This window comes from Candidatus Manganitrophus noduliformans (assembly GCF_012184425.1).
Taxonomy (GTDB): Bacteria; Nitrospirota; Nitrospiria; order SBBL01; family Manganitrophaceae; genus Manganitrophus; species Manganitrophus noduliformans.
Genome location: NZ_VTOW01000002.1, coordinates 82,207 through 107,879, shown reverse-complemented (window position 1 = coordinate 107,879; position 25,673 = coordinate 82,207). Strand labels below are relative to the sequence as shown.

The following is a 25,673-nucleotide window of genomic DNA, read 5'->3' as shown; positions in this document are numbered from 1 at the left end:
AAACGATCCGCAACTAATTTGAGCGACAATCTTTTTAGATCGTCCTGTTCACAAGAGCGGTTCTCTTCATAAACATAAATAGAACCGGTTTGCCTTGACAGTCTCCAAGCTTCTGTTAAACTCTAAAGCACGTAATACTCCCTCGGTATTGGACGGCATCGGATAAGAATCTTTCTCGGAGTGAGCGCGATGTTTTTTCCTCATATGAAAAAAACAATGTCCGCAATGGCTTTGTGCGGACTCGTCGGTTTTTTTATCTTGGGATGCACTGAGGAGACGCAAGCGCCGAAAGGCCGGGCGATCACCCCTCTCCATACCCCTTCGCAGGGAGCACAAGCGGCCAGCTCCAATGTGGTGTCGATACAGGCGGGCATTGCCGTTACGGACGTCATGGTCTCATTAGGGGAGATTGCAGCCGGAGACGGTTTAGGCATCGGTAAGCCGATCAACCCCGTCACCAAGACGAATCATGACTATTATAAAATGGTGACCTTGAGCCATAAGGTTGCTCGAACTCCGGTCGTGCAAAAGGTCCGTCGTATGTTGAAGACGGCAAACGCGCCGGCTCCGATTGCGAGTGCAACGACCCCCTGTGTGGACGGGGGAACCATGGACCTCAGCGGGACGTTCGACAGCAGCACCGGAAATTACGAACTGGACTTCGATTTCACCGATTGCAGAGAAGACAGCTCACAAATGAACGGGCCGTTCCACGTCTCCGCGACCGCGAGCGGAAGCGGCAGTGTCGCGAATGCCTTGATGACATTGACCTTCGGCGATGAGGATGGAGATTTTTCGATCCAAGACTACGGAAAAACCGATACCAATCCATATGCGACTTTAAAAGGGATTATCACCTCATCGTTGACGCTCACGGAGGATCTTAGTACAACGTCCGGCACGGCCGGCACGATTGTCCTGGCCGCAGAGGGAAATATCTCATTTAACGATTTTATCAATTTAACTGAGATTGGATTTCAAGGTTTTACCAATGAAATAAGATATGATGAAGCGACGGGCCGATTTGATGAAGTACTCAACGGGGTCATGACGGAAACCAAAACAAACGGAAGAAATGCAACGGTCATTACGACATTTACCGATGTCATCACAAGCGTGATTGAAACGGAGGCAGGAGGCGATACAACGACAGAGGTGGCCTACTCCGGAACGCTGACCCTTTTCATTAATCCCGATTCCGACTGTATGACTCAAGGAACATTTAATATTGAAACTCCGACCCCGATCCGGACGGTGAATGGCGCCTGTCCGGTTGCCGGTCGGGTCGTGATCAATGAGGATGCCCTGATCCAATTTAATGCCGACCAAAGTGTCGATGTCTCCATCACCGGGGGAAGTTCAAGCCAGCATACCGACTGTACCGATATTTTCGAGATGTGTGAAGTGGACGATCTGAACGATAATAGCGAGATTGTATCGGTTGCCTCAGGAGCGACGGTCGGCGTCGAAGGTGAAAACGTTCTGGTCACATTGATCTGGGAGGATGATACTGTGGATCAGAGCGACATCGATTTACATGTCGGTTATTATGCCGATCCGTTTCCGACGAGTGGTCCGGCGACTGCGACAGTGGCTTTTCATAATACGGGAACAACCTTCGGAACCGCCAGTGCCATACTGGACCTTGACGATACCGATGGCCAGGGACCGGAACATGTGACCGTTTTCGGGCTGCCGGTCGGGCGCTATGTCATTGCCGTAAACAGTTTTTCACTTTCCGGATCAGCGAGCGCCACGGTTACGGTGTCGGTCAAAATAGGCGATTTCGTATACCTTTATCCGAATCACACTTTTACAACCTCCGACGGAGACGGTACAGATCCAGACAGTTGGCATCGTGTCACCGACCTGCAATGCACCTCCTCAGGATGTAGTTTGGTTCCCCCCGATCTGAGCCTACAGGTTCATAGTACCGAGGGTGAATTTAAACCAGGGATCAGACGTGTAAAGTAAAGAGATAGACTGTGTGTCTGAGATTCTTGTCCAGCCGAGGGCCTACTTCCTTTAATCGAGAAAAGCCGCCTTACCATCGGTCACAGACGGCTCTTTTTTAGTTGAACCAAGCCATTTCCCCCTGAAATTCCCTTCTGATGATACTATTGCACACCTCTTTCTCCGCAGACTTTGCTTGAATTTTCTGCGTGATTTGATATACTCCACCCATCTTTTATCCTCGGAGATGGACATCTTGAAGAATCTGCTTCGAAAGATTACCGTTAAGACAATCCCCGTCTATATTCTGATGGCCGCCTTGATTTATTTCGCCCGGCCCAAACTGAGCTTCTTCCTGGTAGGGCTCCCGTTGATCCTGGGGGGGGAAGCATTGCGCCTCTGGGCGGCGGGACACCTCAGCAAGAATCGGGAGGTGACGACCACCGGGCCGTATGCCCACGTGAAGAATCCCCTTTATCTCGGCACCTTTTTGATTATGATTGGATTTTGCCTTTTAGCGAGCCAATGGATTATTCTAGGGGTAGGCCTCCTTGCTTTTTTCTCTTACTACGTCCCATTCAAGAAGAAGGCGGAATCGGACCGGTTGCGGGAAATTTTCGGTTTGGCTTGGGACGAATACGATCGAAGCGTGCCCGATTACGTTCCGCGCCTGACCCCTTACGAAAAGCGGGGGAAACATGAATGGGAGTGGTCCCGCGTCGTTTCGAACAGCGAACATGAGACCGCCGTCGTCACCGCATTGGGCGTTTTGATCTTATCGATGCGGTTCTTTTTCTAGAGGGACTTCAAATCGAATTAGAGCGGGGCTCATTCCAACAATACCGGCAGGGGACGATCCGGGAGGGTTATCCCTGGAAGCCCGATATTTTTATCTTGAAGAAAGACAATAAATACATTGTCGTGAAGGATTACGCGGCGAAGTCGTTCGTCTTCCGGTTTTTCGTCGGGATGGTCTCAAACAGGCGGGAGGCGACGATCTACCGCAAGCTCCAGGGGCTTCACGGGATCCCGGAATACCTCGGGTCGATCGATCGTTACGCCATTGCGGTCTCGTACGTTCCCGGCCGGAACGCTTCCGAGCTCAAGCCGGGAGAGCTTACCCCTGATTTTTTTGCGCGGCTGCGGAGTCTGATCGATGCCGTCCATGCGCGCGGGGTCGTCTTGTGCGACCTTCGAAATATCAAGAATGTCATCGTCGGGGATGATGGGGAGCCATACCTCATCGACTTTGCGACCGCCTTTCAAAAAGGGGGAAGGTTTAATTTTATAAAAAACGGTCTTCATCGAATTTTTTATCAAGATGACCTTTTAGGAATTGCAAAACTGAAACGGAACCGTGCGCCTCACTTATTAACCAAAGAGGAAGAGATCGCCTTGGAGAAGGGGGTTTTTCTCCAACGGCAGGCGATTTTCATTAAACACTGGGGGCGGCCGCTTCTACAAAAAATATTCGGTTTTAGGAGAATCCATGGGAAGAATCAGAAGAGCCATACTGAGCGTTTACGATAAAGAGGGAATCGTCGATTTCGCCCAAGGACTTCAGTCCCTCGGGGTGGAGATCCTTTCGACGGGAGGGACCTACAAGCTCCTTAAAGAGAAGGGGATCCAGGTCAAAGAGGTCTCCGAGCATACCGGCTTTCCCGAAATGTTGGACGGCCGGGTGAAGACCCTTCATCCGAAGATTCACGGCGGCATTTTGGGGAGGCGGGATGATCCGAAACACCTGGAACAGATGAAGACTCAGGGAATCGAGCCGATCGATTTGGTGGCAGTGAACCTCTATCCTTTCAAGGCGACGATCGCGAAGCCGAACGTCACGCTGGAAGAGGCGATCGAGAACATCGATATCGGCGGGCCGACGATGCTCCGCTCCGCCGCGAAGAACTACAAAGATGTCGCCGTCATTATCGACCCCAAGGATTACGCCGCGGTCTTGGATGAAATGAAGCGCTCCGGCGGGGAGATCTCCGAGGCGAAACGATACGATCTGGCGAAGAAGGTCTTCTTCACTACCTCCGATTACGACCGGACAATTTCTTCCTATCTCGAAGGCCGGGAGGGGAAGGCAGAACGCTTTCCCGATCACCTTGTTCTTCAGTTCGAGAAGGTTCAATCGCTTCGATACGGCGAGAATCCGCACCAGCAGGCGGCGTTTTACCGGGAGCCCCAATTGACCGAAGGGGGCGTCGCCGCCGCGAAGCAGATCTGGGGAAAGGAGATGTCGTACAACAATTTCCTCGACACCCACTCCGCCTTCGAGCTGGTCAAGGAGTTTAAGGAGCCGGCCGCCGTCATCATCAAACACAACAACCCCTGCGGCGTCGCCACCGGCGCCACATTGGTCGAAGCGTACAAGAAGGCCAAAGCGACCGATCCGGTCTCCGCCTTCGGCGGGGTCGCCGCCTTCAACCGGCCGCTCGATGCCGAAACCGCCCAAGAAATCACCACCACCTTCATGGAAGTGATCATCGCCCCGACGATCGATCCGGCCGCCGCGACCCTCTTTCAAAAGAAAAAAGACCTTCGTGTCCTGGAGGCCGGAAGCAAATCGATCAACGCAACAAATGCCGGGCGGCTCGATTTCAGACGGATCGGCGGCGGACTGCTTGTTCAGGACACCGACAGCGCCATGATTCATGATCCGAAGGAGCTGAAAATCGTCAGCAAACGCCCGCCGACACAGGAAGAGATCGAAGCGATGCTTTTTGCCTGGAAGGTCTGCAAACATGTCAAATCGAACGCCATCATCTTTGCGCGCCCGGGGCAGACGGTCGGAATCGGCGCAGGGCAGATGAGCCGGGTCGACTCGGTGAAGCTTGCAACGATAAAAGCCCAAATGCCGGTTTCCGGCTGCGTGATGGCCTCCGACGCCTTCTTCCCGTTCCGGGACGGGATCGACGCCGCCGCCCAGGTCGGCATCACCGCGGTGATCCAGCCGGGGGGATCGATCCGGGATCAAGAGATCATCCAGGCGGTCGACGAGCAGAACCTGGCGATGGTTCTCACCGGCTTTAGACATTTCAGACATTGATGGATCGGGACCGGGAGGTCCGTCCCTCCCACCGGACCTTCTTTGTGGGAGGGCTCTCTTGAGCCCGAAGCAACGACATGAAGATCTTAGTCATTGGAGCGGGGGGGCGCGAGCACGCCCTGGTTTGGAAGATCGCGCAGAGCCCTCGGGTTCGCGAGCTCTACTGTGCGCCGGGGAATCCGGGAATCGAGACCCTCGCAAAGATCGTCCCCATCGCCGTCGATGAAATCGAAAAACTTCTCGCCTTTGCCAAAGAGAAACGGATCGATCTGACCGTGGTCGGTCCCGAGCTCCCCCTTTCGCTGGGGATCGTCGACCGGTTTGAAGCCGAAGGGCTTCGGATTTTCGGCCCGCATCGCGCCGCCGCGCAGATCGAAACGAGCAAGGTCTTCTCCAAAACCCTCATGCAGAAATATCAGATCCCGACCGCCGACGCCGAGGTGGTGACGCTCGAGCGGGCCTACGAGATGCTTCCCCATCTACCAATGCCGATCGTCCTCAAGGTGGAAGGGCTGGCTGCCGGGAAGGGGGTTGTGATCGCCCGCGATCAGAAAGAGGCGAAGGAAGGGCTCGATGGGTTTAGGGCGATGGGAGAAGCGGCGGGACGGATTATTTTGGAGCGGTTTCTCGAAGGGGTCGAAGCGACCTTCTTCGTCATCACCGATGGGGAGAAGGCCTTGCCGCTCGCCTCGGCGCAGGATCACAAGCGGGTCTTCGATGAAGACCGCGGCCCCAACACCGGCGGGATGGGGGCGATCTCTCCCACGCCCCGAATCACCCCGAAGCTCGAATTGATGATCATGGAGCGGATCATCCATCCGACCTTGCGGGGGCTTGCGGTGGAAGGGACTCCCTATCGCGGCGTCCTTTATGCCGGATTGATGTTGACCTCTTCCGGACCGCACGTCCTGGAGTTCAATGCCCGGTGGGGGGATCCGGAGACGCAGGCGGTGTTGCCGCGGTTGAAGAGCGATTGGGTCGATGTCATGGAGGCGGCGCTCGATCATCGCCTTGATCAAACCCGGCTCGAATGGCGGGAAGAATCTTCCGTCTGCGTGGTATTGGCTTCCGAAGGTTATCCCGGAACATATCGAAAAGGGGAGGTCATCTCGGGCCTCGATCAGATCGACCTTCCCGACACCTTCGTTTTTCACGCCGGAACCGGGCGACAGGGGGAAGCGTGGGTGACGCAGGGGGGAAGGGTGTTGGGGGTGACCGCCCTCGGCCAGAGCGTCGCGGAGGCCCGCCGCCGGGCCTATCAAGCGGTCGAGCGAATTTCCTTTCGCGGGATGCATTACCGGCGGGATATCGGTGCGTCGGCGGTGTAGATTCTTGATGCCTTCCTTGTCGGGCGGGAAGTGAAGGTAAAGCCGGATTCGACCATTAGAACCCGGCCTGGTTTTCAACTGAAATAATCCAAAATCCTGCCGAATAGAATCGGTGAATGATACTACTTTTTTGTAATCAGCGGCTTCTTATCCCCCTCCGTTCCCCTCATCTTAAATAATGGATAAAGAAAAAACCGTCTGACCAAAGGACGAAGACTGCTGAAGATCAAAGCATAAGCGCCTGTCAGCCAACCGGCGACGATCAATACAAGAAGACCCACCAGGAGACGTTCTCCCAAAACCCATTCCTCCGGGTAGTTTTGCGCCCCCACCGCTTCGACAAGGCTGCTAAAGAGAAAAGAGAGGGTCAGAAAGAGGAGGGTCGTCCAAGGTAATTTCTTTTGTTGCATGGCAAATTTCTCCTGTCGAGTGAGAACCTAAAAGCCGCTCGCCTGTTGTTTGATATCCGCTTGTTCTTTGACGTCGAGAGGATGAAGGAAATCTCGAATCGAGACCATCCCGATGATCTTTCCGTTTCGGGTCACCCCGATGTGACGGATCTTCTTTTGCTCCATCAAATCGTTGGCATCGAGCACCGACCGATCCGCCTCGATGGTAATCAGAGGAGAGGTCATGACGGTTCGTACCGTGGTTGCGGCCGGATCGATTCCCTTTGCGACCACTTTTCGAATGATATCGACTTCTGTGATAATCCCGGTATAGTTCCCCTCTTGGGTCACCAGGAGACTCCCAATTTGGTTCCGGGCCATCTCCTCCGCCGCGCTTCGGACATTTTTCTCAGATCCGATCGAATAGATTTTCGTCGACATTAACTTTTCTATCGTAGGCAACATAGGCGCTATCCCTCATCATGGAACAAGCCTCCTTCGGCCTTTCAGGGATAGACCAAAGAGAGCCTGTCAAATCGCTAAATTCAATTCATTCAATATGTATAAAACAGCAAAATCGATGCCACCCGCGAGAAGCACGAGGACCATTGAAGTAAAGTAAAACCGCCGTTGATTCTCAGTAAGGTGGGAAAAAGAGGACCATTATTCAGGGGGGAAATAGTGTAGATTTTATACATCCCAACGCATTCACTGATGCCGGGGGTTCGACCTTGCCTGAGGTTTGTTCCATCTCCCGTCTGGACAGTGAGAATTCCAAGGACATCACCACACTTCATTCTTGACTCTAAGGCATACTCGACTTCTCGTTAAAGCTGCCGAAGTCTCCTCTCAAGTGCTTTGCGAGGAACGACCGAGAGGACTTCGATCATTTTTCCTGAGATCCGATAAACGATACGAAAGTCGCCGGAGCGAAGCCGGAGAAGCGGAGGGCGAAACCCTCGAAGAATTTTTATTTCGTTTTTGCCTCTGGGAAGGGGATTTGTTTCGAGAACCTTCATTTTGGTGAGAAGCTGAAGGCGAACCGAAGGCTCCAGCGCATTCAGCTCTTTCTGGGCGCCTTTTAAGATTTGAACTTCATACTTTTTTCCCAATCGCCCGCTCCGTGGCCTCAATCATCTCATTCAGGCTCACTGCACCTTTTGACTGATAGTCTTTTGCCCTTGCCTTCAGGCGCTTCTCCATCAGCTTCGTCAAAATATAATCTTCCAGATCGTCTTCGCTGAAGGCTTGGATCAAAGCGGCCGGTTTGCCTTTAACGGTGACAATGAGGTCTTCTTTGCCGGCTTGTTTGAGGACTTTGGCTGTGTTGATATTCAATTCTCTGGAGTTGATCATTTTCATTTAAAATCTCCGCAGGCTTTTTACACTACAATACAAGAGGGGTGTCGATGTGTCAAGTAAGGGACCAGGACCAGCCCGAGTGTCCTGTAGCAAAAGCGTAGGTATGGTTTACTTTAACCGACCTCTTTCACCCAAGGGAGAAGATGGATAGCGATTTTCTCCCCAGCCATTTCATAATCATATCATCGTTGCGAAAACAGACACATTTGTGGTATGGGTAGAAAATCACGGATCGGGTGGGTCGGTATTGAACAGGGTAAAGGGAGGGAACAATGAAGAAAATCTGGATCGCTTTGATACTTTTAAGCGTGGTCGGTTGCAGCGCCGTTCGCTCTCAGACGATGCCGATTGCAAAAGAGAGCGCGTCGGCCGGAGAGGGGCAGTCGGTCACCTTCAAAGGAAAGGCGTTGGCGCTGGAGGGAACGGGGATTAAGGTCGGCGATCGTCTGCCGGCGGCCGTCTTGGCCGCGAATGATCTCTCGCCGGTCAATTTGGCGGAGACCGGCGGGAAGGTCCGGATCATCAGCGTGGTCCCCTCGCTCGATACGCCGGTCTGCGAGGAGCAGACGCACGCCTTGAGCGAACGAAACGGGGGGCTCGACAAGGAGGTTCAGCTGATCACCGTCAGCATGGATCTTCCCTTCGCCCAGAAGCGGTTCTCCAAGGAGGCGAAGATCGGAAATGTCCTCTTCCTCTCCGATTATAAGGGAGCCGAGTTTGGAAGGAGTTATGGATTGTTGATCCAGCCGCTCCATCTCCTCTCCCGCGCGGTGCTCGTCGTCGACAAGGAAAATGTCGTCCGGCATCTGCAAGTGGTCCCGGAGATCACCGAGCTTCCCGATTTGGAAGCGGCGATGCAGGCGGCAAAGGGGTTATTGTAGGGGCGGGTTTGAGACCCGCCCCTACAAATCCCGCCCTGTCCAAATTGGAAAGGGAGATCCTGCGCCCAGTCGGGGGTCGTCTCTCCAGTTGACACTCTTCTTTTGGCTATGTTAATTTGGCCCTATTCATTTTTAACAGGAGATTTTCATGAGCGAGAAGTGGTCGGTCCTCATTTTGATGGGAAGCGATTCCGATTGGGAAGTCATGCAAGAGGCGGCGAAGATGCTGAAGGAGTTCGAGGTCGGTTACGAGATGACTGTCTCTTCCGCCCATCGGTCTCCTGAACGAACCAGAAGGCTCATCCATGAAGCCGAGGAGCGGGGGGTTCAGGTGATCATCGCCGGGGCGGGGGGCGCCGCGCATTTGGCCGGGGTGATCGCCGCCGAAACGATCCTTCCGGTGATCGGCGTCCCCATCACCTCCGTGCTCAACGGACTCGATTCGCTCCTCTCCACGGTCCAGATGCCGGGCGGGATTCCGGTGGCCTCGATGGCGATCGGCAAGGCCGGCGCAAAGAACGCGGGGATTTTTGCCGCGCAGATCGTCGCGAGGCGTTCTCCTGAAACGGCCAAACGTCTACTCGCCTATAAAAAGTCCCTTGCCGAAGAAATGGAAGCAAAGGGGAAGCGGCTCCATGAAAAAGGTCATTCCGATTGATCCTGATGATCCCGATTCCTCTCTCCTCTCCGATGCGGCCGCGCTGATCCGAAAAGGGGGCGTGGTTGCGATTCCGACCGATACCTTTTACGGCCTGGCGGCCAATCCCTTTGATTCACAGGTGGTCTCCCGCCTCTTCGATATAAAAGGGCGCGACGCTTCGAAACCGATCCTTCTTCTCATCTCCAGGTTGGAGATGCTTCCGTCCCTCGTGGAAGAAATTTCCCCCCTCGCTGAAAAGGTGATGGCCCGTTTTTGGCCCGGTCCGCTGACCCTTATTTTCAAAGCATCGAAGCGCCTTCCCGATCTTTTGACCGGCGGAACGGGGACCATCGGAATCCGCTTTCCGAAGGCGGTCCTGCCGGTCCACTTGATCGATCGGGTCGGGTTTCCGATCACCGCGACGAGCGCCAATCGATCCGGCGAGCCCTCTCCCGCGTCGGCGCAAGAGGTGGCGCGGGCGCTCGGGGCTTCGCTCGACGGCATTCTGGACGGCGGGCCCTGTTCCACGCTTCCTTCCACCGTTTTAGATGTCACCACTTCCGAACCGAATCTTCTGCGGGAGGGAAGGGTCTCCGCGGAAGAGCTGGCCCCCTTCATCGCAAAGGAATAACATTGCGCTACTTTTTGGATCGGGTGAATCTCACGACCAAGCTGGTCTTGATGATGCTCCTCTTGACCCTCCTCTCCTTGATGGCTTCGTATGTTTATAACGTCCGGAGCGAGAAAGAGTTTATTCGGAAGGTCGAGGACAATATCGGCGATTTGTCGACCGCCATCAAGATCAGCGTCGAAGAGCTGACCAGCACGGCGCGGACCGACGAGGCGCGCCTGGCCGATTACGTGGGGCGTCTGAAAAACCAAGGGGTCAAAGAGCTTTCCATCATCAGCAACGAGCGGGAGGTGATCGCCAGCTCCAATCCCAAACGGGTGGGGGCGAGAATTATCACCAAAGTCGATCCGAAGCACAAGGATCTCTTCATCACGGCGAAGATCGGGGAAGAGCCGGAAGCGGCGGGTCCCCACCGGGAGTATAATCTCCTTGTCCCGATCGTGGTCGACGGGGAGCGGATGGGTTTCGTCCATGTCGACATGCGCCTCGAAGACTACTCCCAGTTCTTGAAAGACAATCATCGCCGCCGGTTGGTCACGACCTTTTTCATCTTCACGGTCGGGATCGGCCTCTCCTTTTTCCTCTCCGTAAAGTACACCCAGCCGATCGATGAGGTCGTTCAGGCGGCCAAGAAGATCGCATCGGGAGATCTGTCGAAAACCTTGCCGGAGCAGCGCCACGATGAGATCGGGGAGCTGACGAAGAGCTTTAATGAAATGGTGGATAAGCTCCGTCGGCAGCGGGAGCTGGAGGAGCGGCTTCGGCAGGCGGAGCAGCTCTCGGCCCTGGGGCAGATGGCGTCGGGAATCGCGCATGAGATCCGAAACCCGCTCAACCTGATCAATCTCAGCATCGATCATCTGAAAGCCCAGTTCCCGAACTGGGATGCAGTGAAACAGAAAGAGGCGGAGGAGATCATCTCCAACGTCAAGGTGGAGATTTATCGTCTTAACCAGATGATCGAGAATTTCTTGATGTATGGAAAGCCCCTTCGGCTTCATTTTGCCGAGGTCTCGATCGATGCGCTGCTGCAGGAGGTCCTCCGGCTGGCCCGGCACAAAGCCGGGGAGCAGAAGATCGAGTTCATTCTCGATGCCGACCCTTCCGTCCCGAAAGTCACGGCCGATCCGGAACAGCTGAAGACCTGTATGATCAATATCATTTTAAACGCCATCCAAGCGATGCCGCACGGAGGAAAGTTGGAAATCCAACTCCGCGCGGATCCTTCCATGCGGAACGTGGCCGACGGAGAACCTTCTCGCGGGAGCCTGGTTCTTACTTTCCGGGATACCGGGGTCGGCATCGACGAGGAGGATTTAGCGATGATCTTCGAACCCTATTTTACGACTAAAAAATTGGGAATCGGCCTGGGACTGGCGATTACCAAACGGATTATTCAAGTGCACGGCGGGAACATAGATGTCCAGAGTGAGCTTGAACAGGGGACCCGGGTGACGATTCATCTGCCGGTCCGAAGGAGGTCCATTTGAAAAAAGGGCAGATCCTGGTCGTCGATGACGAGAAGTCTCAGCGCGAGATCTTAAAGGTCATCCTCAAAACGGAAGGGTATGGCGTGCAGGCCGCGGGGAGCGCGACCGAAGCGCTCCGGATGGCGGAGGAGGAGTCGTTTGATCTTGTCTTAAGCGATCTGAAGATGCCCGATAACGACGGGCTCTTCATCCTCGATCGTCTCTTCAAAATCAATCCGGCCGTCTGCATCATCATCATGACGGCGCACGGGACGATCGACTCCGCCGTCGAGGCGATCAAGAAGGGGGCTTTTGATTATCTGACCAAGCCGCTCGACCGGGAGGAGCTCCTTATTTCGGTCGCGAGGGCTTTCGAAAAGCTGAACCTGGTCCATCAGAACAAGATGCTGCAGGAGCAGCTTTCGGAGCGATTCGGCCTCTCCAACATGATCGGCAATCATGTCAAAATGCAGGAGATTTTCAAAACGGTCCGGAAAATCGCAAACAGCACCGCGACGGTGTTGATCTTCGGGGAAAGCGGAACGGGAAAGGAGCTGATCGCGCGGGCGATCCACTACAACAGCATTCGGGGAGACAAGCCGTTCCTGGCGATCAATTGCGCGGCGATTCCCGATACCCTGATCGAGAGCGAGCTGTTCGGCTACGAAAAGGGGGCTTTCACCGGCGCCACCGGGCGAGGCATCGGACTGTTCGAGGCGGCCGACGGCGGGTCGCTTTTTCTCGATGAGGTCGGAGATCTCTCCTTGACGATGCAGGCCAAGATTCTCCGGACGATCCAGCAGCGGGAGATTCGACGGATCGGCGGAAGGGAAGAGATTAAGATCGATGTGCGGGTGATCGCGGCGACCAATAAGAACTTGGAGGCCGAGATCCAGGAGGGAAGTTTCCGAGAAGATCTTTTTTATCGGTTGAATGTGATCTCTATCGGTCTTCCCTCCCTGGCCGAGCGTGCGACAGACATCCCCGCGCTGACCGACCATTTTATCGAAAAGTACAATCAACGTTCCGATAAGCGCATTAAAGGGATTTCACGTCCGGCGCTGCGGCTGCTGCTCGACTATTCCTGGCCCGGGAACGTGCGGCAGCTGGAATCGACGATCGAACGGGCTGTCCTCCTCTGCGAGGGAGAGACGATCGAGACGGAAGACCTTCCCCAAGAGATCCGGTTGAAGAGCTTTTCATCCGACCGGATCGCTTTTGATATTCCCCCGCAGGGATTCTCTTTGGAAGAGTTTGAGAAGGAGCTCCTGATGAAGGCGATGGAGAAAAGCAACGGGGTGATTGCAAAGGCGGCCAAACTTCTGGGGATCAGTTATCGGACGCTGCAGTATCGCCTTGAAAAATTCAACATCCGAAAAGAGGAAGATCCCCTCGTCAGGAGCATCCTTCCCATGCAAAAGGGAAAGTAAAAAGCCAATTCCTCCCAGATCGGCTAAAATGAGAGGAGGAAGTCACAGGCCGTTTATTCACCAGGAGGGATGTGAAATGCGTAAAGCAAGCGTCTTGGTTCTCTCGTTATTGTGCGCCGGTTTGTTTGCGGCCGCATCCGTAATGGCGGAGGAAGCAGCCGGAGATGAAAAGCCGGCGATATCCGCCCAAAAAGGGAGGATGACGAGCATCAAGGGGGAGATTACGGAGATCGATCCGGCGGGGAGTCACGTAAAGGTGAAGGAGAAAAACGAGGAGATCACAATCGGTGTGACCGACAACACCATCATCACCGCGGGAAAGATCAAAAGAACGCTGGCCGATCTGAAAGCGGGCGATCAGGTTGTTGCCAGATTTACAGAAGAGGACGGAAGGAAGATCGCCCGGTCGATCCGTGTTGCCACCGTAGGCAAAGGGAGCGGAAAGAAACCACCCGCACCCAAAGCGGAAGCGCCGAAGGAAGAGGCGCCGGCGACCGAAGCCCCCCCGGCGGAACCGCCTGCAGCGGCGTCCCTTGAAGAGGCCGCCCAGGAGTAAGACCCATTCATAATCAAGTTAAAGCAGGTGGGGAGAAACCTCTTACGGCGTTTGATTCGATGATGGGGGAGGTGGTTTTGAAGGGGATTCTTTGGGAGTCGTTTCCCCTTTTGTGCTTCCGCTTGAAGAATCCGATTTACCCTCTCCTTTGGGAGCGGATGGAGCGTCGCCGCTTTTCCCGTTCTTTTTTGCATAGTCGGTAATGTACCAACCGCTCCCTTTAAAAAGCAGACCTGCCGGGGAAGAGACCATCTTATGGACCTTTCCTCCACAGGAGGAACAGATTTCCAGAGGAGGATCGGAGAGTCGCTGTATTAGCTCAACACGCGTCTTGCACTGCTCACATTCATACTCGTAGATCGGCAAAACCAAATACCTCCTTTATGACTCAATTCTAGCTTTCAAATCAAATTCCATCAAGCGAAGGGTCTCAACGTCATCGTTAAGAGAGTTTGAGAACCGCATTTTTAAGCTTCTCCACTCCCTCGCTTAAGACCTCCCTTGAGACGGCATAGGAGAGTCTCAGATACCCCTCGGCCCCGAAGGCCTCCCCGGGGATCGTCGAGATCCCCCCTTCCTCCAGGAGGAAGGAGGCGAGGTCTGTCGATCCCTTGATCTGATATCCCTTATAGCCGGTTCCGATCAATCCTTTGATGTTCGGGAAGACATAAAAGCTGCCGACCGGGCGGGGACAACGAATTCCCCGGATCTGATTCAATCGCTCCACCACGAAAAGGCGCCGCCGGTCGAATTCCGCCACCATCGTCTTGATGAACGCGTCGCTTCCCTGAAGCGCGGCGGCGGCGGCCTTCTGAGAGATAGAAGTCGGGTTCGATGTGCTCTGGCTTTGCACGGTTCCCATCGCATCGATGATTTCCTTCGGACCCGCCGCATATCCGATCCGCCAGCCGGTCATGGCATAGGCTTTGGAGACGCCGTTGACGACGATGGTTTTTCTCTTTAACTCCGGGCCCAATGAGGCGATGCTGGTGTGCGCCACGCCGTCATAAATAAATTTCTCGTAAATCTCATCCGAAATGATCCAAACCGGCGCATCCGAAAGAACACCTGCGAGCGCTTCCAGGTGTTTCGCCGTGTAAGAGGATCCGGTCGGATTCGACGGGTAATTAAGAATGACCGCCTTCGTCCTCGGGGTGATCGCTCTTTTGAGCTGCTCGGGGGTCATCAAAAACTGGTCTTCTTCCCGGGTCTCGACGATGACCGGCGTTGCATCGTTTAAGAGAACCTGATCCGGATAGGAGACCCAATAAGGGGCCGGGATGATCACCTCGTCTCCCCGCTCGAAGAGAACCTGGGCGATGTTGTAGAGCGTGTGCTTCGCCCCACAAGAGACAATAATCTCTTTTTTTTCGTAGTCAAGGTTGTTTTCTTTTTTCAGTTTCCGGCAGACGGCTTCTTTCAGCTCCTCCGTTCCGGAAGGGGGAGTGTATTTCGTAAATCCCTGCTGAATGGCGCGGATTCCTGCCTCGGCCGCGGCCGCGGGGGTGTTGAAATCAGGCTCTCCCAATCCAAAATCGGTGATCGAGATCCCCTTTGCCGCCATCGCTTTTGCTTTTGCGGCCATCGCCATGGTCGGGGAGGGTTTTATCTGCTGAACGCGTTTCGCAAACTTCATCTCTATCCTACCTATCCTTTTTCCTATCCGGTCCGGCTTATCTCGGAAATTTTTCAAGGAGTTTTTCTGAAACGCCTTTTGGAACGAAGGCGGTCACATCTCCTCCGTAACCGGCGACTTCTTTAATCAACGTCGAAGTGATATAGGAATACTCTTCGCTCGGCATTAAAAAGACGGTTTCTATTTTGGGATCGAGTTTCCGATTCATCATCGCCATTTGAAATTCGAACTCAAAGTCCGAAATCGCCCGAACCCCCCTCACAATCGCCGTGGCTCCTTTTTTCCGTAAATAGTTGATCAGGAGACCTTGAAAGGGTTCCACGCTCAAATCATGAAATCCCTCCGTTGCGGTTCGGATCATCTGGAGGCGTTCTTCTAAGCTGAAGAGGGGGGCTTTTTTGGGATTGGGGGCGACGGCGACGAGCACGCTGGGGAAGATTCGAAGGATCCTTCGGATAATATCGATATGCCCATTGGTAATCGGATCGAACGTTCCGGGATAAACTGCGAGTTTGAGTTTTTCAGCCTTTGCCATAAAAAGAAAGGACCGTTTCGCCGTATTTATACCGTTTTATGAAACGGAGCCGGCCGGTTTGCTCGGCCAGGATTTTCTTGTGAAAATGTTGTATGATCACCGTTGCGTCGTCGGTTATCATATCACCCTCTCCCAGCAATGGCAATGTTTTTTCAATCTCTTCCCCCTCGTAGGGGGGATCGATAAAAATCAAGTGAAAGGGACCGGCTTTCTTCTTTTTCAAGAAGTCGACCGCGTCCATACAAAAGAGGTCGAACCGGCCTTCGAAGGGAGATAAAGAAAGATTTTTTTTTAAGAAGCCGACATGTTTTTTGCTTTTCTCGACGAAGACGACCTCTTTTGCGCCGCGGCTCAAAGCTTCTATTCCGATCGAGCCGATGCCGGCGTAGAGATCGAGAAAGGAGGCGCCCTCGATCCGGTCCGATAAGATATTGAACAAAGCTTCTTTGACCTTATCGGACGTCGGGCGAACATCCAACCCCGACGGGGCATATAATCTTCTTCCTTTGTGGGAGCCGGAGATGATTCTCAATGGGGTCTTTATTAATGAATAATGTAAGGGCGAGTCGGTCACTCGCCCGGTTTTGTCTTTCGATTCGGTTCTTTGACTTTGATTCAAAGTTAAACTATAATAACACGCCTGGAGAGCCTTATGAAGTTTTTTATCTTTTTACTTTTTTTATTGGGGGCGTGCGCCCCCCTTTCACCCGTGTTGTCGCCGCTCGATCCTCCACCGGCTGCTGAAGGACCGGAAATTATTCAGGTCATTGTGAAGCCGGTCGTCACGAGCGGGATTAAATCGGAGGATGAACAAAAGTGGGGGGTGGACCTTTCGGCCTACTATACCGCGTTCGAAGTTCAAATTATCAACAAAACAAACGAAGAAGTCATCTTTGAGCCGACGCGGGCGCGCCTGGTCAACGAAAGCGGCCAAGTCACTCAGGCCCTCGATGAAAAAGGGACGATTCGGTATTACATGAACGGCGGCGGTGATACGGTCGCGACGCTTCTTCCGAAATCAAAGGCGATTATTGAAGAAGAGACGAAGAGAATCGTCCAGGCCGGAATAAAGAAGTCGACCATTGCACCGGGAGGACAAAAAGAAGGGCTCATCTTTTTTAAAAAGGTGAGCCCTGAGCATTGCAAAGAAATCGCACTCGAACTGGATGTTGACGTCAGTGAAACCGGAGAAAGGAAGGAATTCTCATTTCCCTTCTCCTGTGCGAATAAGAGCTAATTGAGAGTGACGATTTCGTCGAGGAGCGGTTGGCTATTCCTCATTCGCTGCTGCCGTGCCGACCGGTTCAAGGAAGGGCAGGCTCTTTTTCTGGTTATCCAAAATCGTTTTGTCCATCAGAGTACCGCAGTTGATGCATTTCCAGGCATGGAAGACGATGAAGAAATCGGAGAGTCGCTCCAGGTACATCAGGCCTTCACACTTAGGACATTTCATTTTTTCGCTCCTCTATAGGGTGATATGCCTTTTTTAGCAATTGATATGCCGAGAATTTGAGTTGTTATATCCTATTGATATTTTAAGTATTTAATAAGACGTCTTTCAAATCAAAGCAGGCAGAGCCCCTCAATAGTGACAAAATTTGTCAGTTTCCTGGGTAAGATTCTACCGAAAATTTCCAAAGAGAGGATCGCTTAATGGCCAAGATCAAGGATTGGCCGGCAGGGGAGAGACCGCGAGAGCGCCTCATTAAGGAAGGTCCGCAGGTTCTCTCCGATGCCCAGCTTTTGGCCATCCTCCTTCGAACGGGATCGGATCAGGCGAATGCGGTGCAACTTGCGATCGGCCTTTTGGATCAATTCCATGAATTAAACAACTTCGCGAACTTGAGCATCAAAGAGCTCTGCTCCATTCGCGGGATCGGTCCGGCCAAGGCGGCTCAATTGAAAGCGGCATTTGAGTTGGGACGCAGGTCGCTTGTCCCTCCTCTTTCTCAGCGGATTAAGATTCATTCAAGCCAGGATATATTCCGGCATTTTTCGCCGACCTTCAGACATCTTAAGAAAGAGCTATTCAAGATCGTTTTGTTGGATCAGAAAAATAAAATTATCCGAGATGTGCTTGTTTCGGAGGGAAGTCTGACGTTGACGGTGGTCCATCCGAGAGAGGTGTTCAATCCCGCGGTTCGGGATTCGGCGGCGTCGGTGGTTTTCCTGCATAATCATCCGAGCGGAGATCCGACCCCCAGCTCCGAAGATAGGGAGCTGACAAGGAGATTGGTCGCGGCGGGGGATTTGATGGGGATTCAGGTTCTCGATCATCTGATCATCGGGGATGATCAATATTTTAGTTTCTCCGATGCCGGCTATATACGAAGCCCGTCTCCCAGGGTTGCGGTTTCAGAGGAACGGACATAAAATATAATCTGGAAAGGGGAATATGAATCCACTTCTAACGCTCTGGTTATTGGTCTTATCGAGCACCATTATATTATCGGGCATTTTCTTCATGGCCGAGAATTACTCCCACATCCTCGGGAACTTCTATTTCCTGATCGGGGCTTTTTTCGGCTCATACGGCCTGTATATTCTGGTGCAATGGCTTGTTCGGCGTAATCGGAAGCCGCCGGCATAGGGTCAATGATTACGAAAGAAGCGCTCATCGAACAGCTTGAAGCCTCGGCGGTGTTGTTGGAATTGCAAGGAGAGAATCCCTTCAAGTGCCGCGCCTATACCAATGCGGCGAAAGCCATCGCGGAACTCGATGTCGATTTGCATGAAGCCGTCCGGAATCGAACGCTGCTGGAGCGCGACGGAATCGGCAAGGCGATGTTTGAGAAGATCTCCAATGCCGTTGAGACCGGGCGGCTGGGGTCCTATGATGAATTGAGGGCGGCCGTCCCTTCCGGACTCCTGGAGATGTTGAAGATAAAGGGGCTTGGTCCGAAAAAGATCAAGATCCTCCACGAGCGGCTCGGGATCAAAGATGTTGTTGAGCTGGAATATGCCTGCATAGAAAATCGCTTGGTCGACCTTCCCAGCTTTGGAAAGAAAACCCAAGACAAAATATTAGAAGGAATCTCCTATCGCAAGAAGCAGATGGGATTCCATCATTGCCATACCGCCCGGAGAGAAGGGGAAGCGCTTTTATCGAAGTTACGTGAGAGAAAAGAGGTTGTTCGTGCGGCGTTTGGGGGGAGCGTCCGAAGGAGAAACGAGATCGTTCAGGATATCGATCTGATTGTCAGCAGCGATCATCCCGCCGACCTCATCTCCTTTTTTTGCGGACAGCCGGAGGTGGAGCGAGAGGTCGCCCGATCCGAAAGCAAGGCAAGGGTGATTTTGAAGTCGGGAATAGCGGTCGATCTTTATGTGGCCACGGAGGAGCGGTTTCCGTATCTTCTGCATCACTACACCGGGAGCAAGGATTACCACGCGGCGCTGGAAGAGCGCGCCAAGCGGTTTGGGATTCGGATCAGCGAATACGGTCTTTTTCTGGACGATCATATCTTACCCTGCCAGGAAGAGCGGGAGATTTTTTCTACATTGGAGCTCGATTATATCGAGCCTGAGCTGCGGGAAAACCGGGGGGAGATCGAAGCCGCCGCGCAACATCGTCTTCCCCCTCTTGTGACGGAAAACGATCTCCGCGGCATCTTTCATGTCCACAGCACCTACAGCGACGGTTCGGGGTCTCTCTCCGAGATGATCGAGGCGGCCGAGCGGGCCGGCCTGGAGTACATCGGCATTTCCGATCACAGCCAATCGGCTTTTTATGCGAATGGGTTGAAGGAAGACCGCATCCAAAAGCAGCACGAAGAGATCGAGCAGCTCCGTCAACGGTTCAAAGGGATCCATATCTTTAAAGGAATCGAAGCCGATATCCTTCCCGACGGCAGCATCGATTACGACGATCGTATCTTATCGGCATTTGATTTCGTGATCGCCTCCGTTCACTCCCGCTTCAACATGTCCGAAAGAGAAATGTCCGACCGAGTGGTCCGCGCCATGAGCCACCCGAAGGTGACCTTTTTGGGGCATCCCACCGGCCGAATCCTCCTCTCCCGTCAAGGGTATCCGCTTGTCGTACCGGAGGTCATCGAAGCGGCGCGCCGCTATGGGGTCGTTCTTGAGCTGAATTCAAGCCCGTATCGGCTCGATCTGGATTGGCGCTATTGTAAGCTGGCCAAAGAGGCCGGCGTCCGATTGAGCATCAATCCCGACGCACATGGTGTCGAGGGGATCTCGGATACCTTTTTCGGCGTCGGAATCGCCCGAAAAGGATGGCTCTCCAAAGAAGATGTCATTAATACTCTCCCGCTCGATCAAATCAAACCTTTTCTGATGAATAAAAGAAAGTAGCACTCATTCGCGGTTTTCTCATCTCGATCGCTTCATCCGACGTCATCCCGTTATACCTCTTTCTACGACCGACGGAAAAAACGTATTTTTATTTACAGTTTACGACAAAAATGTTAAATTACTGAGATTTTGAACCTGGAGGAAAGGTTGCCCCATTGCTGAAGCGGTTCGGTCCTGTTTCCCTTCTACTTATTTTTATTCTAACTGGTTTTTCCTCCCCGGGTTTTACAGAGGACAATGAGATCCGAATCAAGCTGATCGAGGTCGCCGGAAATCGAAAAATTGACACGGCGATGATCCTCTCCAAGATTTCGCTCAAAGAGGGAGATCTCTTCTCGCCGGAGCAGATTCGGGAGGATATCAAAACCCTCTACAGAATGGGCTACTTCGATCGGGTCGAGGTCGAGTCGGAAGGATTCGAAGGGGGAGTGGCATTGACCTTCAGAGTCCATGAAAAGCCTTTCCTTGTCGATGTCGTCTATGAGGGAAATGAGAATATCGACAAAGACAAATTGAAAGAGAAAGTGCCGGTCAAAACCGACACCTTTCTTGACATGGAGGAGATCAGCTCCTACGTCGATAAAATCAAAAAGGTCTACGAGGCGGATGCCTATTACAGCGCGGAAGTGACCCCGGTGATTCAACTCATCTCGGAAGATCAAGCGGTGCTGACCTTCCTGATCAAAGAGGGGGAGCGCGCCTATGTCCGCCGCGTCCGAATGGCGGGAAATAAGGCGTTCACCGACAAAGAGTTGAAAAAACAGATCGAGACGTCAAAATATTTCTGGTTGACCTCCTGGCTGACCGAATCGGGACGCTACAAAGAAGAGACCGTCCAGGCCGACCTCGACCGGCTGCGCGAACATTATCTCAACCACGGGTACCTGGAGGTCCAGGTGGCCGCGCCGAAGGTCGAACTCAGCGAGGACAAAGAGTGGTTTGATATCACCATTCCGATTGTGGAGGGGGATCAATTTCGGATTCGCGACATCCGTTATGAAGGAAACGAGCTCTTCGAGACCGGGCGATTGGTCAATCTGACGAAGAGCAAAGAGGGGGAGATCTTCAATCGCGGCCAAATTCGGCAGGATATCATGAGCATGGTCGATCTTTATGGCGAGCGGGGCTATATCTTCGCCAATGTGGTCCCGCAGCTATCGCCGAATATTGAAGATAAAACAGTCGATGTCTCCTTTCAGGTGACCGAAGACGACCCAGTCAAAGTAAGAGAGATCCACATTACCGGAAACGACAAGACCCGCGACAAAGTCATCCGAAGAGAAATCCGTGTCAACGAACAGGAACTGATCAATACAAGGCTGCTCCGGCGGAGCTTCCAGCGGCTGAACAATCTGAACTTTTTCGAGAACATCGAAATCGTCCCGGAGCAGGTCGAGCCGGGATGGGTCGATCTGGAAGTGAAGGTCCAAGAGAAGCCGACCGGCACGTTCAGCATCGGCGGCGGATACAGTTCGGTCGACCGCTTCATCGCCATGACCGAGGTGACCCAAGGAAATCTTTTCGGAAGAGGACAGCTTTTGCGGGCCAAGGCAGAGTTGGGAGGAAGACGAACGACCTACAGCCTCACCTTTAGAGAGCCCTATCTTTTTGATTCGAATATTTCCGGCACCACCGATCTCTTCAACAGCGTGCGGGACTTCAGCTCTTATCAGGAAAAGCGGGTCGGCGGTGATATCGTGCTTGGGCGCTCCTTCGGCGAATACGTGAATGGGAGTGTCAGTTATACGTTAGAGACGCTCAATATTTTCGATCTGCGTCGTGTTCCGGAGGTCGATGCCGCGGGCAATCCGACCGGGGGTACCGTCCCTGATCGCGATATTCCCGAACAGGTCGTGCGACAGGCAGAGTTAGGAAAGACCTTAACAAGCGCCCTTGGTTTTTCCCTTTCCAGAGATACGCGCGATTTTATTTTCGATCCGACCAGTGGAAGCCGCAATTCCATTTCGCTCGAATATGCTGGAACCTTCTTGGGGGGAGACAATGATTACTATAAAGTGATCTTTGATTCCAGCCGCTTTTTCCCCCTTTGGAGAGAGCATGTTCTTTCGGTCCATGGGCGGGTCGGATATGCGGTTGGGATTGGTGATAAAGAACTTCCGGTGGGGGAGCGGTTTTATGTCGGGGGGATCAATACGGTGCGAGGGTTTAAATTCGGAAAAGCGGGCCCGATCACCAGCACCGGTGAAATCATAGGGGGAAATAAAGAGCTTTACATCAACGTAGAATACCTGATTCCGCTGGTTCCTGAAGCGAAAATTAAATGGCTCTTTTTTTACGATATCGGACGCGCCTTCGATGATTCCGAAGCGATCCGATTTTCGGAGTTGAGGCAAGGGGCCGGGTTCGGCATCCGCTGGATCTCTCCGGTCGGTCCCCTCCGGCTGGAGATGGGAGCGAATTTGGACCCCGAGAGGGGAGAGGAGACCGGATTTATTCCGGAGTTTTCAATCGGCACCCTATTTTAGATAGAATGCGGTGAGGTGGGGGTCGTTTTTGACCTCGACGGCTGCTTTTTGTAAGGAGGAACAATGAGGAAACAGCTACTTTGGTTAGGGTTGGTTTTGCTTATCATGATGTCGGGGACCGGCTATGCCCAGAACATGAAAATCGGCTTCGTCGATGCGCAGAAGGTGCTTGAAGGCTCGAAGGAAGGGAAGCGGGTTAAGACGAACATGGAAGAGTTCGTAAAAAGCCGGCAGAAGATTATTGATCTGGAAGAGCAGGAGCTGAAGCAGCTGGAAGAAGATCTCGTCCGGCAGGGGGCCCTTCTCTCCCCGGAGGCCAAAAAAGTCAAGCAGGACGACTTTCAAAAGAAATTGATGGAGTATCAGAAGAAGGCGACCGACTTGAACAAAGAGGTGCAGGGGAAGAAGTTCGATACCCTCCGGGACTTCAACAAGAAGCTGGAAGAGGCGGTCAAACAGATTGCCGAGAAAGACGGATACACCTTCGTTCTCGATCGGAATGCTGAAGGCGGAGGCTCGGTCATCTACGCGAAGGAGAATTTCGACATCACCTCCAAGGTGATCGAGCAGGTCGATAAAAACGCAGGGAAATAATCGTTATTCGATACTCGTTACTCGTTAATCGTCGAGAAGGCAAACCCGGTTTTATATTCTACGTTTAACGATTCACGTTTAACGATGAACGTCAGGATTGTTCCCATGGAAGTATCGTTGGACAAAGTTGCGGAATGGCTCGGAGGGAAGGTCGTCGGCGATCCGCACCTTTGCATCCGGGGGGTCGCTTCGATCGAGGAGGCGAAGCAGGGAGAGATCACCTTCCTCGCGAATCCGAAGTATGCCTCCAAGGCGATGCAGACGCGCGCCTCGGCCATTATCGTTCGCGCGAAAATCGACGGGGTTTCCTGCGCCCTTTTAGTGGTGGAAGATCCCTACTTCGCCTTCACCCGGCTCCTCTCCCACTTTCATCCTCCCCGCCGCTACCCCGCGGAGGTCGATCCGCGTGCCGCCATCGGTAAAGAGGTCCTCCTCGGGGCCGGGGTGTCGATCGGCCCATTTGTGACCGTGGAGGATCGGGCGAGGATCGGCGACCGCGTCCGTCTCGGCGCAGGGGTCTTTGTCGGGGAAGAGAGCGAGATCGGGGAGGACAGCCTGATCTATCCGAACGTCACCCTCCGGGAGGGGGTGAAGATCGGCAAGCGGGTCATCATCCACAGCGGGACGGTCATCGGCAGCGACGGGTTCGGCTTCGCTCCCCACAAGGGGAAATATCACAAGATCCCGCAGATCGGCGGGGTGATCGTCGAGGACGACGTGGAACTCGGCGCGAACGTTACCGTCGATCGGGCGGCCTTGGGAAACACGATCATCGGCGCCGGGACCAAGGTCGATAATCTCGTTCAGATCGGCCACAATGTGGTGATCGGGGCCGATTCCATTCTGGTGGCGCAGGTCGGCATTTCAGGGAGCGCCAAGATCGGGCGGCGCGTCACCCTGGCGGGACAGGTCGGCGTCGCCGGTCACCTGACGATTGGCGACAATGTGATCGTCGGCGGAAAGTCGGGGGTCACCAAAGATATTTCGGCGGGGGAGAATGTCTCCGGTTTCCCCCCCCTTCCCCACAAGACCTGGTTGAAGGCCCAGGCCACTTTTCCCCATCTGCCCGAAATGCGGGAGAGAATCAAAGCACTTGAGAAGGAAGTCGAATCACTGCGAGAACGGATTGCCCAACGCGACGAGAGGAACGGCTGATGGACATCAAGGAGCAGATCATCGATATCGGAGAGATTCAGGAGATATTGCCGCATCGTTATCCTTTTTTACTGGTGGACCGCATTCTCGAAATCGAGCCGGGAAAGAGAATCGTCGGTTTCAAGAATGTAACGATCAATGAGCCCTTTTTCCAGGGACATTTCCCGAAGCATCCGATCATGCCGGGGGTCTTGATCATCGAGTCGATGGCGCAGGTCGGAGGGGTTCTCGCGTTCAAGTCGACCAAGGGGAACGAGGGACAGCTGGTCTTTTTTCTCGGGATCGATAAGGCCAAGTTCCGAAAACCGGTCTATCCCGGAGATCAATTGCGGATCGAGGTCGAGGTGATCCAGGAGCGTCCCCCGTTCTGGAGATTGAAAGGAATGGCCTACGTCGACGGCAAGCTGGCGGCGGAAGCGGAGTTTAAAGCGATGCTGGGCCAAGGAAACAAGGGAGGTCTGGAGAAGTGAGCATTCATCCGAGCGCCATCGTCCATCCGAAAGCGGAGCTCGACCCCTCGGTGGAGGTCGGTCCCTTTTCGATCATCGGCGAGCATGTCAAGATCGCCAAGGGGACCAAAGTGGCGGCGCATGTCGTGATCGACGGATGGACCGAAATCGGCGAGGAGTGCGCCTTTTATCCTTTTGTTTCCGTCGGGCAGCCTCCTCAGGATTTAAAATACAAAGGAGAGCCGACCCGGCTCAAGATCGGAAAGCAGAATACCTTTCGGGAGTATGTGACGCTCAATCGGGGAACCCAAGGGGGGCGGGGAGAGACGGTCATCGGCGATCGAAACTTCTTCATGGCCTATGTCCATGTGGCGCATGACTGCATCGTCGGAAACCAGGTGATCCTCGCGAATGCCGCGACGCTGGCCGGGCACATCACCATCGGCGATCACGCCATCCTCGGCGGGCTCTCCGGAATCCATCAATTCGTGAAGATCGGGGCCTATGCGATGATCGGGGGCTGTTCGGCGGTTGCCCAGGATGTTCCCCCCTATGTCAGCGTGGCGGGAAATCGGGCCAAGCTGTACGGCCTCAATTTAATCGGGTTGAAACGGCACGGCTTCTCCAAGGAGCGGATCGAAGCGTTGAAGGGGGCCTATAAACTTCTCTTCCGATCGGGGTTGACACTGCGGGAGGCGGCAAAGCAGGCGCGGGAGAAATGGAAAGAGATTGCCGACGTGGAATCGCTCGTTTCCTTCGTCGAGCAATCGGAGCGGGGAATTTCTCGGTAAGGAAGGGGGGATCATTTGC

At 53.6% G+C, this 25,673-nt stretch carries 28 protein-coding genes; 19 read left to right on the top strand and 9 right to left on the bottom strand.

Annotation, left to right across the window (positions count from 1 at the left end):
- The first annotated feature begins 189 nt into the window (after positions 1-189).
- The 5 genes from MNODULE_RS09820 (at position 190) to purD (ending at position 6,333) form a co-directional block, all read left to right on the top strand.
- Positions 190-1,974 (top strand): hypothetical protein, encoded by a 1,785-nt coding sequence (locus MNODULE_RS09820; RefSeq protein ID WP_168059363.1) that lies wholly within the window; start codon positions 190-192, stop codon positions 1,972-1,974.
- Between the two features lie 235 nt (positions 1,975-2,209).
- Positions 2,210-2,752 (top strand): methyltransferase family protein, encoded by a 543-nt coding sequence (locus MNODULE_RS09815; protein WP_168059362.1) that lies wholly within the window; start codon positions 2,210-2,212, stop codon positions 2,750-2,752.
- Positions 2,753-2,847: 95 nt separating this feature from the next.
- Positions 2,848-3,483, top strand: coding sequence for a protein kinase family protein (locus MNODULE_RS09810; RefSeq protein ID WP_168059361.1), 636 nt, complete (start codon positions 2,848-2,850; stop codon positions 3,481-3,483).
- The gene (gene purH / locus MNODULE_RS09805; protein WP_168059360.1) at positions 3,443-5,005 is read left to right on the top strand and encodes a bifunctional phosphoribosylaminoimidazolecarboxamide formyltransferase/IMP cyclohydrolase; all 1,563 of its coding nucleotides are present in this window, start codon (positions 3,443-3,445) and stop codon (positions 5,003-5,005) included. Before MNODULE_RS09810 ends, purH begins: the two co-directional genes overlap by 41 nt.
- Positions 5,006-5,082: 77 nt before the next feature.
- The gene (purD, locus tag MNODULE_RS09800; protein ID WP_168059359.1) at positions 5,083-6,333 is read left to right on the top strand and encodes a phosphoribosylamine--glycine ligase; all 1,251 of its coding nucleotides are present in this window, start codon (positions 5,083-5,085) and stop codon (positions 6,331-6,333) included.
- Positions 6,334-6,455: 122 nt separating this feature from the next.
- On the opposite strand, the gene MNODULE_RS09795 is transcribed toward purD, so the two are convergent.
- The 4 genes from MNODULE_RS09795 to MNODULE_RS09780 all read right to left on the bottom strand — a co-directional run bounded on the left by MNODULE_RS09795 (position 6,456) and on the right by MNODULE_RS09780 (position 8,084).
- Positions 6,456-6,743: a hypothetical protein gene (locus MNODULE_RS09795; protein WP_168059358.1), complete on the bottom strand. Its 288-nt coding sequence runs from the start codon at positions 6,741-6,743 to the stop codon at positions 6,456-6,458.
- A gap of 27 nt (positions 6,744-6,770) precedes the next feature.
- Positions 6,771-7,163 (bottom strand): CBS domain-containing protein, encoded by a 393-nt coding sequence (locus MNODULE_RS09790; RefSeq protein WP_168059357.1) that lies wholly within the window; start codon positions 7,161-7,163, stop codon positions 6,771-6,773.
- A 386-nt stretch (positions 7,164-7,549) separates the two neighbouring features.
- Complete coding sequence (locus tag MNODULE_RS09785; protein ID WP_168059356.1) at positions 7,550-7,834, bottom strand: type II toxin-antitoxin system RelE family toxin; 285 nt, start codon at positions 7,832-7,834, stop codon at positions 7,550-7,552.
- Positions 7,818-8,084 (bottom strand): type II toxin-antitoxin system prevent-host-death family antitoxin, encoded by a 267-nt coding sequence (locus tag MNODULE_RS09780; protein WP_168059355.1) that lies wholly within the window; start codon positions 8,082-8,084, stop codon positions 7,818-7,820. The genes MNODULE_RS09785 and MNODULE_RS09780 overlap by 17 nt, the downstream gene beginning before the upstream one ends.
- 272 nt (positions 8,085-8,356) lie before the next feature.
- On the opposite strand from MNODULE_RS09780, the gene tpx reads away from it, so the two are divergent.
- From tpx to MNODULE_RS09750, 6 genes are all read left to right on the top strand, one after another.
- Entirely contained in the window at positions 8,357-8,965 is a 609-nt protein-coding gene (gene tpx, locus MNODULE_RS09775) for a thiol peroxidase (RefSeq protein WP_168059354.1), read from the top strand.
- A 148-nt stretch (positions 8,966-9,113) separates the two neighbouring features.
- On the top strand, positions 9,114-9,623 hold the full coding sequence (gene purE, locus MNODULE_RS09770; RefSeq protein ID WP_168059353.1) for a 5-(carboxyamino)imidazole ribonucleotide mutase: 510 nt from the start codon (positions 9,114-9,116) through the stop codon (positions 9,621-9,623).
- Positions 9,601-10,236, top strand: a complete 636-nt coding sequence (locus MNODULE_RS09765; RefSeq protein ID WP_168059352.1) for an L-threonylcarbamoyladenylate synthase — start codon at positions 9,601-9,603, stop codon at positions 10,234-10,236. Before purE ends, MNODULE_RS09765 begins: the two co-directional genes overlap by 23 nt.
- 2 nt (positions 10,237-10,238) lie before the next feature.
- Positions 10,239-11,726 (top strand): sensor histidine kinase, encoded by a 1,488-nt coding sequence (locus MNODULE_RS09760; protein ID WP_168059351.1) that lies wholly within the window; start codon positions 10,239-10,241, stop codon positions 11,724-11,726.
- Positions 11,723-13,135: a sigma-54-dependent transcriptional regulator gene (locus MNODULE_RS09755; RefSeq protein ID WP_168059350.1), complete on the top strand. Its 1,413-nt coding sequence runs from the start codon at positions 11,723-11,725 to the stop codon at positions 13,133-13,135. The genes MNODULE_RS09760 and MNODULE_RS09755 overlap by 4 nt, the downstream gene beginning before the upstream one ends.
- A 76-nt stretch (positions 13,136-13,211) precedes the next feature.
- Positions 13,212-13,691 carry a hypothetical protein gene (locus MNODULE_RS09750; RefSeq protein ID WP_168059349.1) on the top strand — a complete coding sequence of 160 codons (480 nt, stop codon included), beginning with the start codon at positions 13,212-13,214 and terminating at the stop codon, positions 13,689-13,691.
- A gap of 42 nt (positions 13,692-13,733) precedes the next feature.
- Here MNODULE_RS09750 and MNODULE_RS25435 read toward each other — a convergent pair whose 3' ends face one another.
- From MNODULE_RS25435 to rsmD, 4 genes are all read right to left on the bottom strand, one after another.
- Positions 13,734-14,057, bottom strand: a complete 324-nt coding sequence (locus tag MNODULE_RS25435; protein ID WP_168059348.1) for an FmdB family zinc ribbon protein — start codon at positions 14,055-14,057, stop codon at positions 13,734-13,736.
- Between the two features lie 76 nt (positions 14,058-14,133).
- Complete coding sequence (locus MNODULE_RS09740) at positions 14,134-15,327, bottom strand: pyridoxal phosphate-dependent aminotransferase (RefSeq protein ID WP_168059347.1); 1,194 nt, start codon at positions 15,325-15,327, stop codon at positions 14,134-14,136.
- Positions 15,328-15,364: 37 nt separating this feature from the next.
- The gene (gene coaD / locus MNODULE_RS09735) at positions 15,365-15,862 is read right to left on the bottom strand and encodes a pantetheine-phosphate adenylyltransferase (RefSeq protein ID WP_168059346.1); all 498 of its coding nucleotides are present in this window, start codon (positions 15,860-15,862) and stop codon (positions 15,365-15,367) included.
- Complete coding sequence (gene rsmD / locus MNODULE_RS09730) at positions 15,849-16,394, bottom strand: 16S rRNA (guanine(966)-N(2))-methyltransferase RsmD (RefSeq protein WP_168059345.1); 546 nt, start codon at positions 16,392-16,394, stop codon at positions 15,849-15,851. The genes coaD and rsmD overlap by 14 nt, the downstream gene beginning before the upstream one ends.
- Positions 16,395-16,514: 120 nt before the next feature.
- Between rsmD and MNODULE_RS09725 the strand changes: the two genes are divergently transcribed.
- The gene (locus MNODULE_RS09725; protein WP_168059344.1) at positions 16,515-17,099 is read left to right on the top strand and encodes a hypothetical protein; all 585 of its coding nucleotides are present in this window, start codon (positions 16,515-16,517) and stop codon (positions 17,097-17,099) included.
- A gap of 33 nt (positions 17,100-17,132) precedes the next feature.
- Here MNODULE_RS09725 and MNODULE_RS09720 read toward each other — a convergent pair whose 3' ends face one another.
- Positions 17,133-17,315, bottom strand: coding sequence for a hypothetical protein (locus MNODULE_RS09720; protein ID WP_168059343.1), 183 nt, complete (start codon positions 17,313-17,315; stop codon positions 17,133-17,135).
- 200 nt (positions 17,316-17,515) lie between these two features.
- On the opposite strand from MNODULE_RS09720, the gene radC reads away from it, so the two are divergent.
- The 7 genes from radC to lpxA all read left to right on the top strand — a co-directional run bounded on the left by radC (position 17,516) and on the right by lpxA (position 25,654).
- Positions 17,516-18,235 (top strand): RadC family protein, encoded by a 720-nt coding sequence (gene radC, locus MNODULE_RS09715; protein WP_168059342.1) that lies wholly within the window; start codon positions 17,516-17,518, stop codon positions 18,233-18,235.
- A 225-nt stretch (positions 18,236-18,460) separates the two neighbouring features.
- Positions 18,461-20,179 carry a DNA polymerase/3'-5' exonuclease PolX gene (gene polX / locus MNODULE_RS09710; RefSeq protein WP_422666755.1) on the top strand — a complete coding sequence of 573 codons (1,719 nt, stop codon included), beginning with the start codon at positions 18,461-18,463 and terminating at the stop codon, positions 20,177-20,179.
- A 155-nt stretch (positions 20,180-20,334) separates the two neighbouring features.
- Positions 20,335-22,665 carry an outer membrane protein assembly factor BamA gene (gene bamA, locus MNODULE_RS09705; RefSeq protein WP_168059340.1) on the top strand — a complete coding sequence of 777 codons (2,331 nt, stop codon included), beginning with the start codon at positions 20,335-20,337 and terminating at the stop codon, positions 22,663-22,665.
- A 63-nt stretch (positions 22,666-22,728) separates the two neighbouring features.
- On the top strand, positions 22,729-23,259 hold the full coding sequence (locus MNODULE_RS09700; protein WP_168059339.1) for an OmpH/Skp family outer membrane protein: 531 nt from the start codon (positions 22,729-22,731) through the stop codon (positions 23,257-23,259).
- Between the two features lie 105 nt (positions 23,260-23,364).
- Positions 23,365-24,414, top strand: a complete 1,050-nt coding sequence (gene lpxD, locus MNODULE_RS09695) for a UDP-3-O-(3-hydroxymyristoyl)glucosamine N-acyltransferase (RefSeq protein WP_168059338.1) — start codon at positions 23,365-23,367, stop codon at positions 24,412-24,414.
- A gap of 17 nt (positions 24,415-24,431) precedes the next feature.
- Positions 24,432-24,884: a 3-hydroxyacyl-ACP dehydratase FabZ gene (fabZ, locus tag MNODULE_RS09690; RefSeq protein ID WP_168061075.1), complete on the top strand. Its 453-nt coding sequence runs from the start codon at positions 24,432-24,434 to the stop codon at positions 24,882-24,884.
- Entirely contained in the window at positions 24,881-25,654 is a 774-nt protein-coding gene (gene lpxA / locus MNODULE_RS09685; protein ID WP_168059337.1) for an acyl-ACP--UDP-N-acetylglucosamine O-acyltransferase, read from the top strand. The genes fabZ and lpxA overlap by 4 nt, the downstream gene beginning before the upstream one ends.
- The last annotated feature ends 19 nt before the right edge of the window (positions 25,655-25,673 follow it).

Excerpts from the sequence above, each read along its gene's own strand:
- MNODULE_RS09820 (WP_168059363.1), top strand. The coding sequence starts at position 190 with ATGTTTTTTCCTCATATGAAAAAAACAATGTCCGCAATGGCTTTGTGC.
- purH (WP_168059360.1), top strand. The coding sequence starts at position 3,443 with ATGGGAAGAATCAGAAGAGCCATACTGAGCGTTTACGATAAAGAGGGA.
- purD (WP_168059359.1), top strand. The coding sequence starts at position 5,083 with ATGAAGATCTTAGTCATTGGAGCGGGGGGGCGCGAGCACGCCCTGGTT.
- MNODULE_RS09795 (WP_168059358.1), bottom strand. The coding sequence starts at position 6,743 with ATGCAACAAAAGAAATTACCTTGGACGACCCTCCTCTTTCTGACCCTC.
- MNODULE_RS09790 (WP_168059357.1), bottom strand. The coding sequence starts at position 7,163 with ATGTCGACGAAAATCTATTCGATCGGATCTGAGAAAAATGTCCGAAGC.
- MNODULE_RS09780 (WP_168059355.1), bottom strand. The coding sequence starts at position 8,084 with ATGAAAATGATCAACTCCAGAGAATTGAATATCAACACAGCCAAAGTC.
- tpx (WP_168059354.1), top strand. The coding sequence starts at position 8,357 with ATGAAGAAAATCTGGATCGCTTTGATACTTTTAAGCGTGGTCGGTTGC.
- purE (WP_168059353.1), top strand. The coding sequence starts at position 9,114 with ATGAGCGAGAAGTGGTCGGTCCTCATTTTGATGGGAAGCGATTCCGAT.
- MNODULE_RS09765 (WP_168059352.1), top strand. The coding sequence starts at position 9,601 with ATGAAAAAGGTCATTCCGATTGATCCTGATGATCCCGATTCCTCTCTC.
- MNODULE_RS09750 (WP_168059349.1), top strand. The coding sequence starts at position 13,212 with ATGCGTAAAGCAAGCGTCTTGGTTCTCTCGTTATTGTGCGCCGGTTTG.
- MNODULE_RS09740 (WP_168059347.1), bottom strand. The coding sequence starts at position 15,327 with ATGAAGTTTGCGAAACGCGTTCAGCAGATAAAACCCTCCCCGACCATG.
- coaD (WP_168059346.1), bottom strand. The coding sequence starts at position 15,862 with ATGGCAAAGGCTGAAAAACTCAAACTCGCAGTTTATCCCGGAACGTTC.
- MNODULE_RS09725 (WP_168059344.1), top strand. The coding sequence starts at position 16,515 with ATGAAGTTTTTTATCTTTTTACTTTTTTTATTGGGGGCGTGCGCCCCC.
- MNODULE_RS09720 (WP_168059343.1), bottom strand. The coding sequence starts at position 17,315 with ATGAAATGTCCTAAGTGTGAAGGCCTGATGTACCTGGAGCGACTCTCC.
- radC (WP_168059342.1), top strand. The coding sequence starts at position 17,516 with ATGGCCAAGATCAAGGATTGGCCGGCAGGGGAGAGACCGCGAGAGCGC.
- MNODULE_RS09700 (WP_168059339.1), top strand. The coding sequence starts at position 22,729 with ATGAGGAAACAGCTACTTTGGTTAGGGTTGGTTTTGCTTATCATGATG.
- lpxD (WP_168059338.1), top strand. The coding sequence starts at position 23,365 with ATGGAAGTATCGTTGGACAAAGTTGCGGAATGGCTCGGAGGGAAGGTC.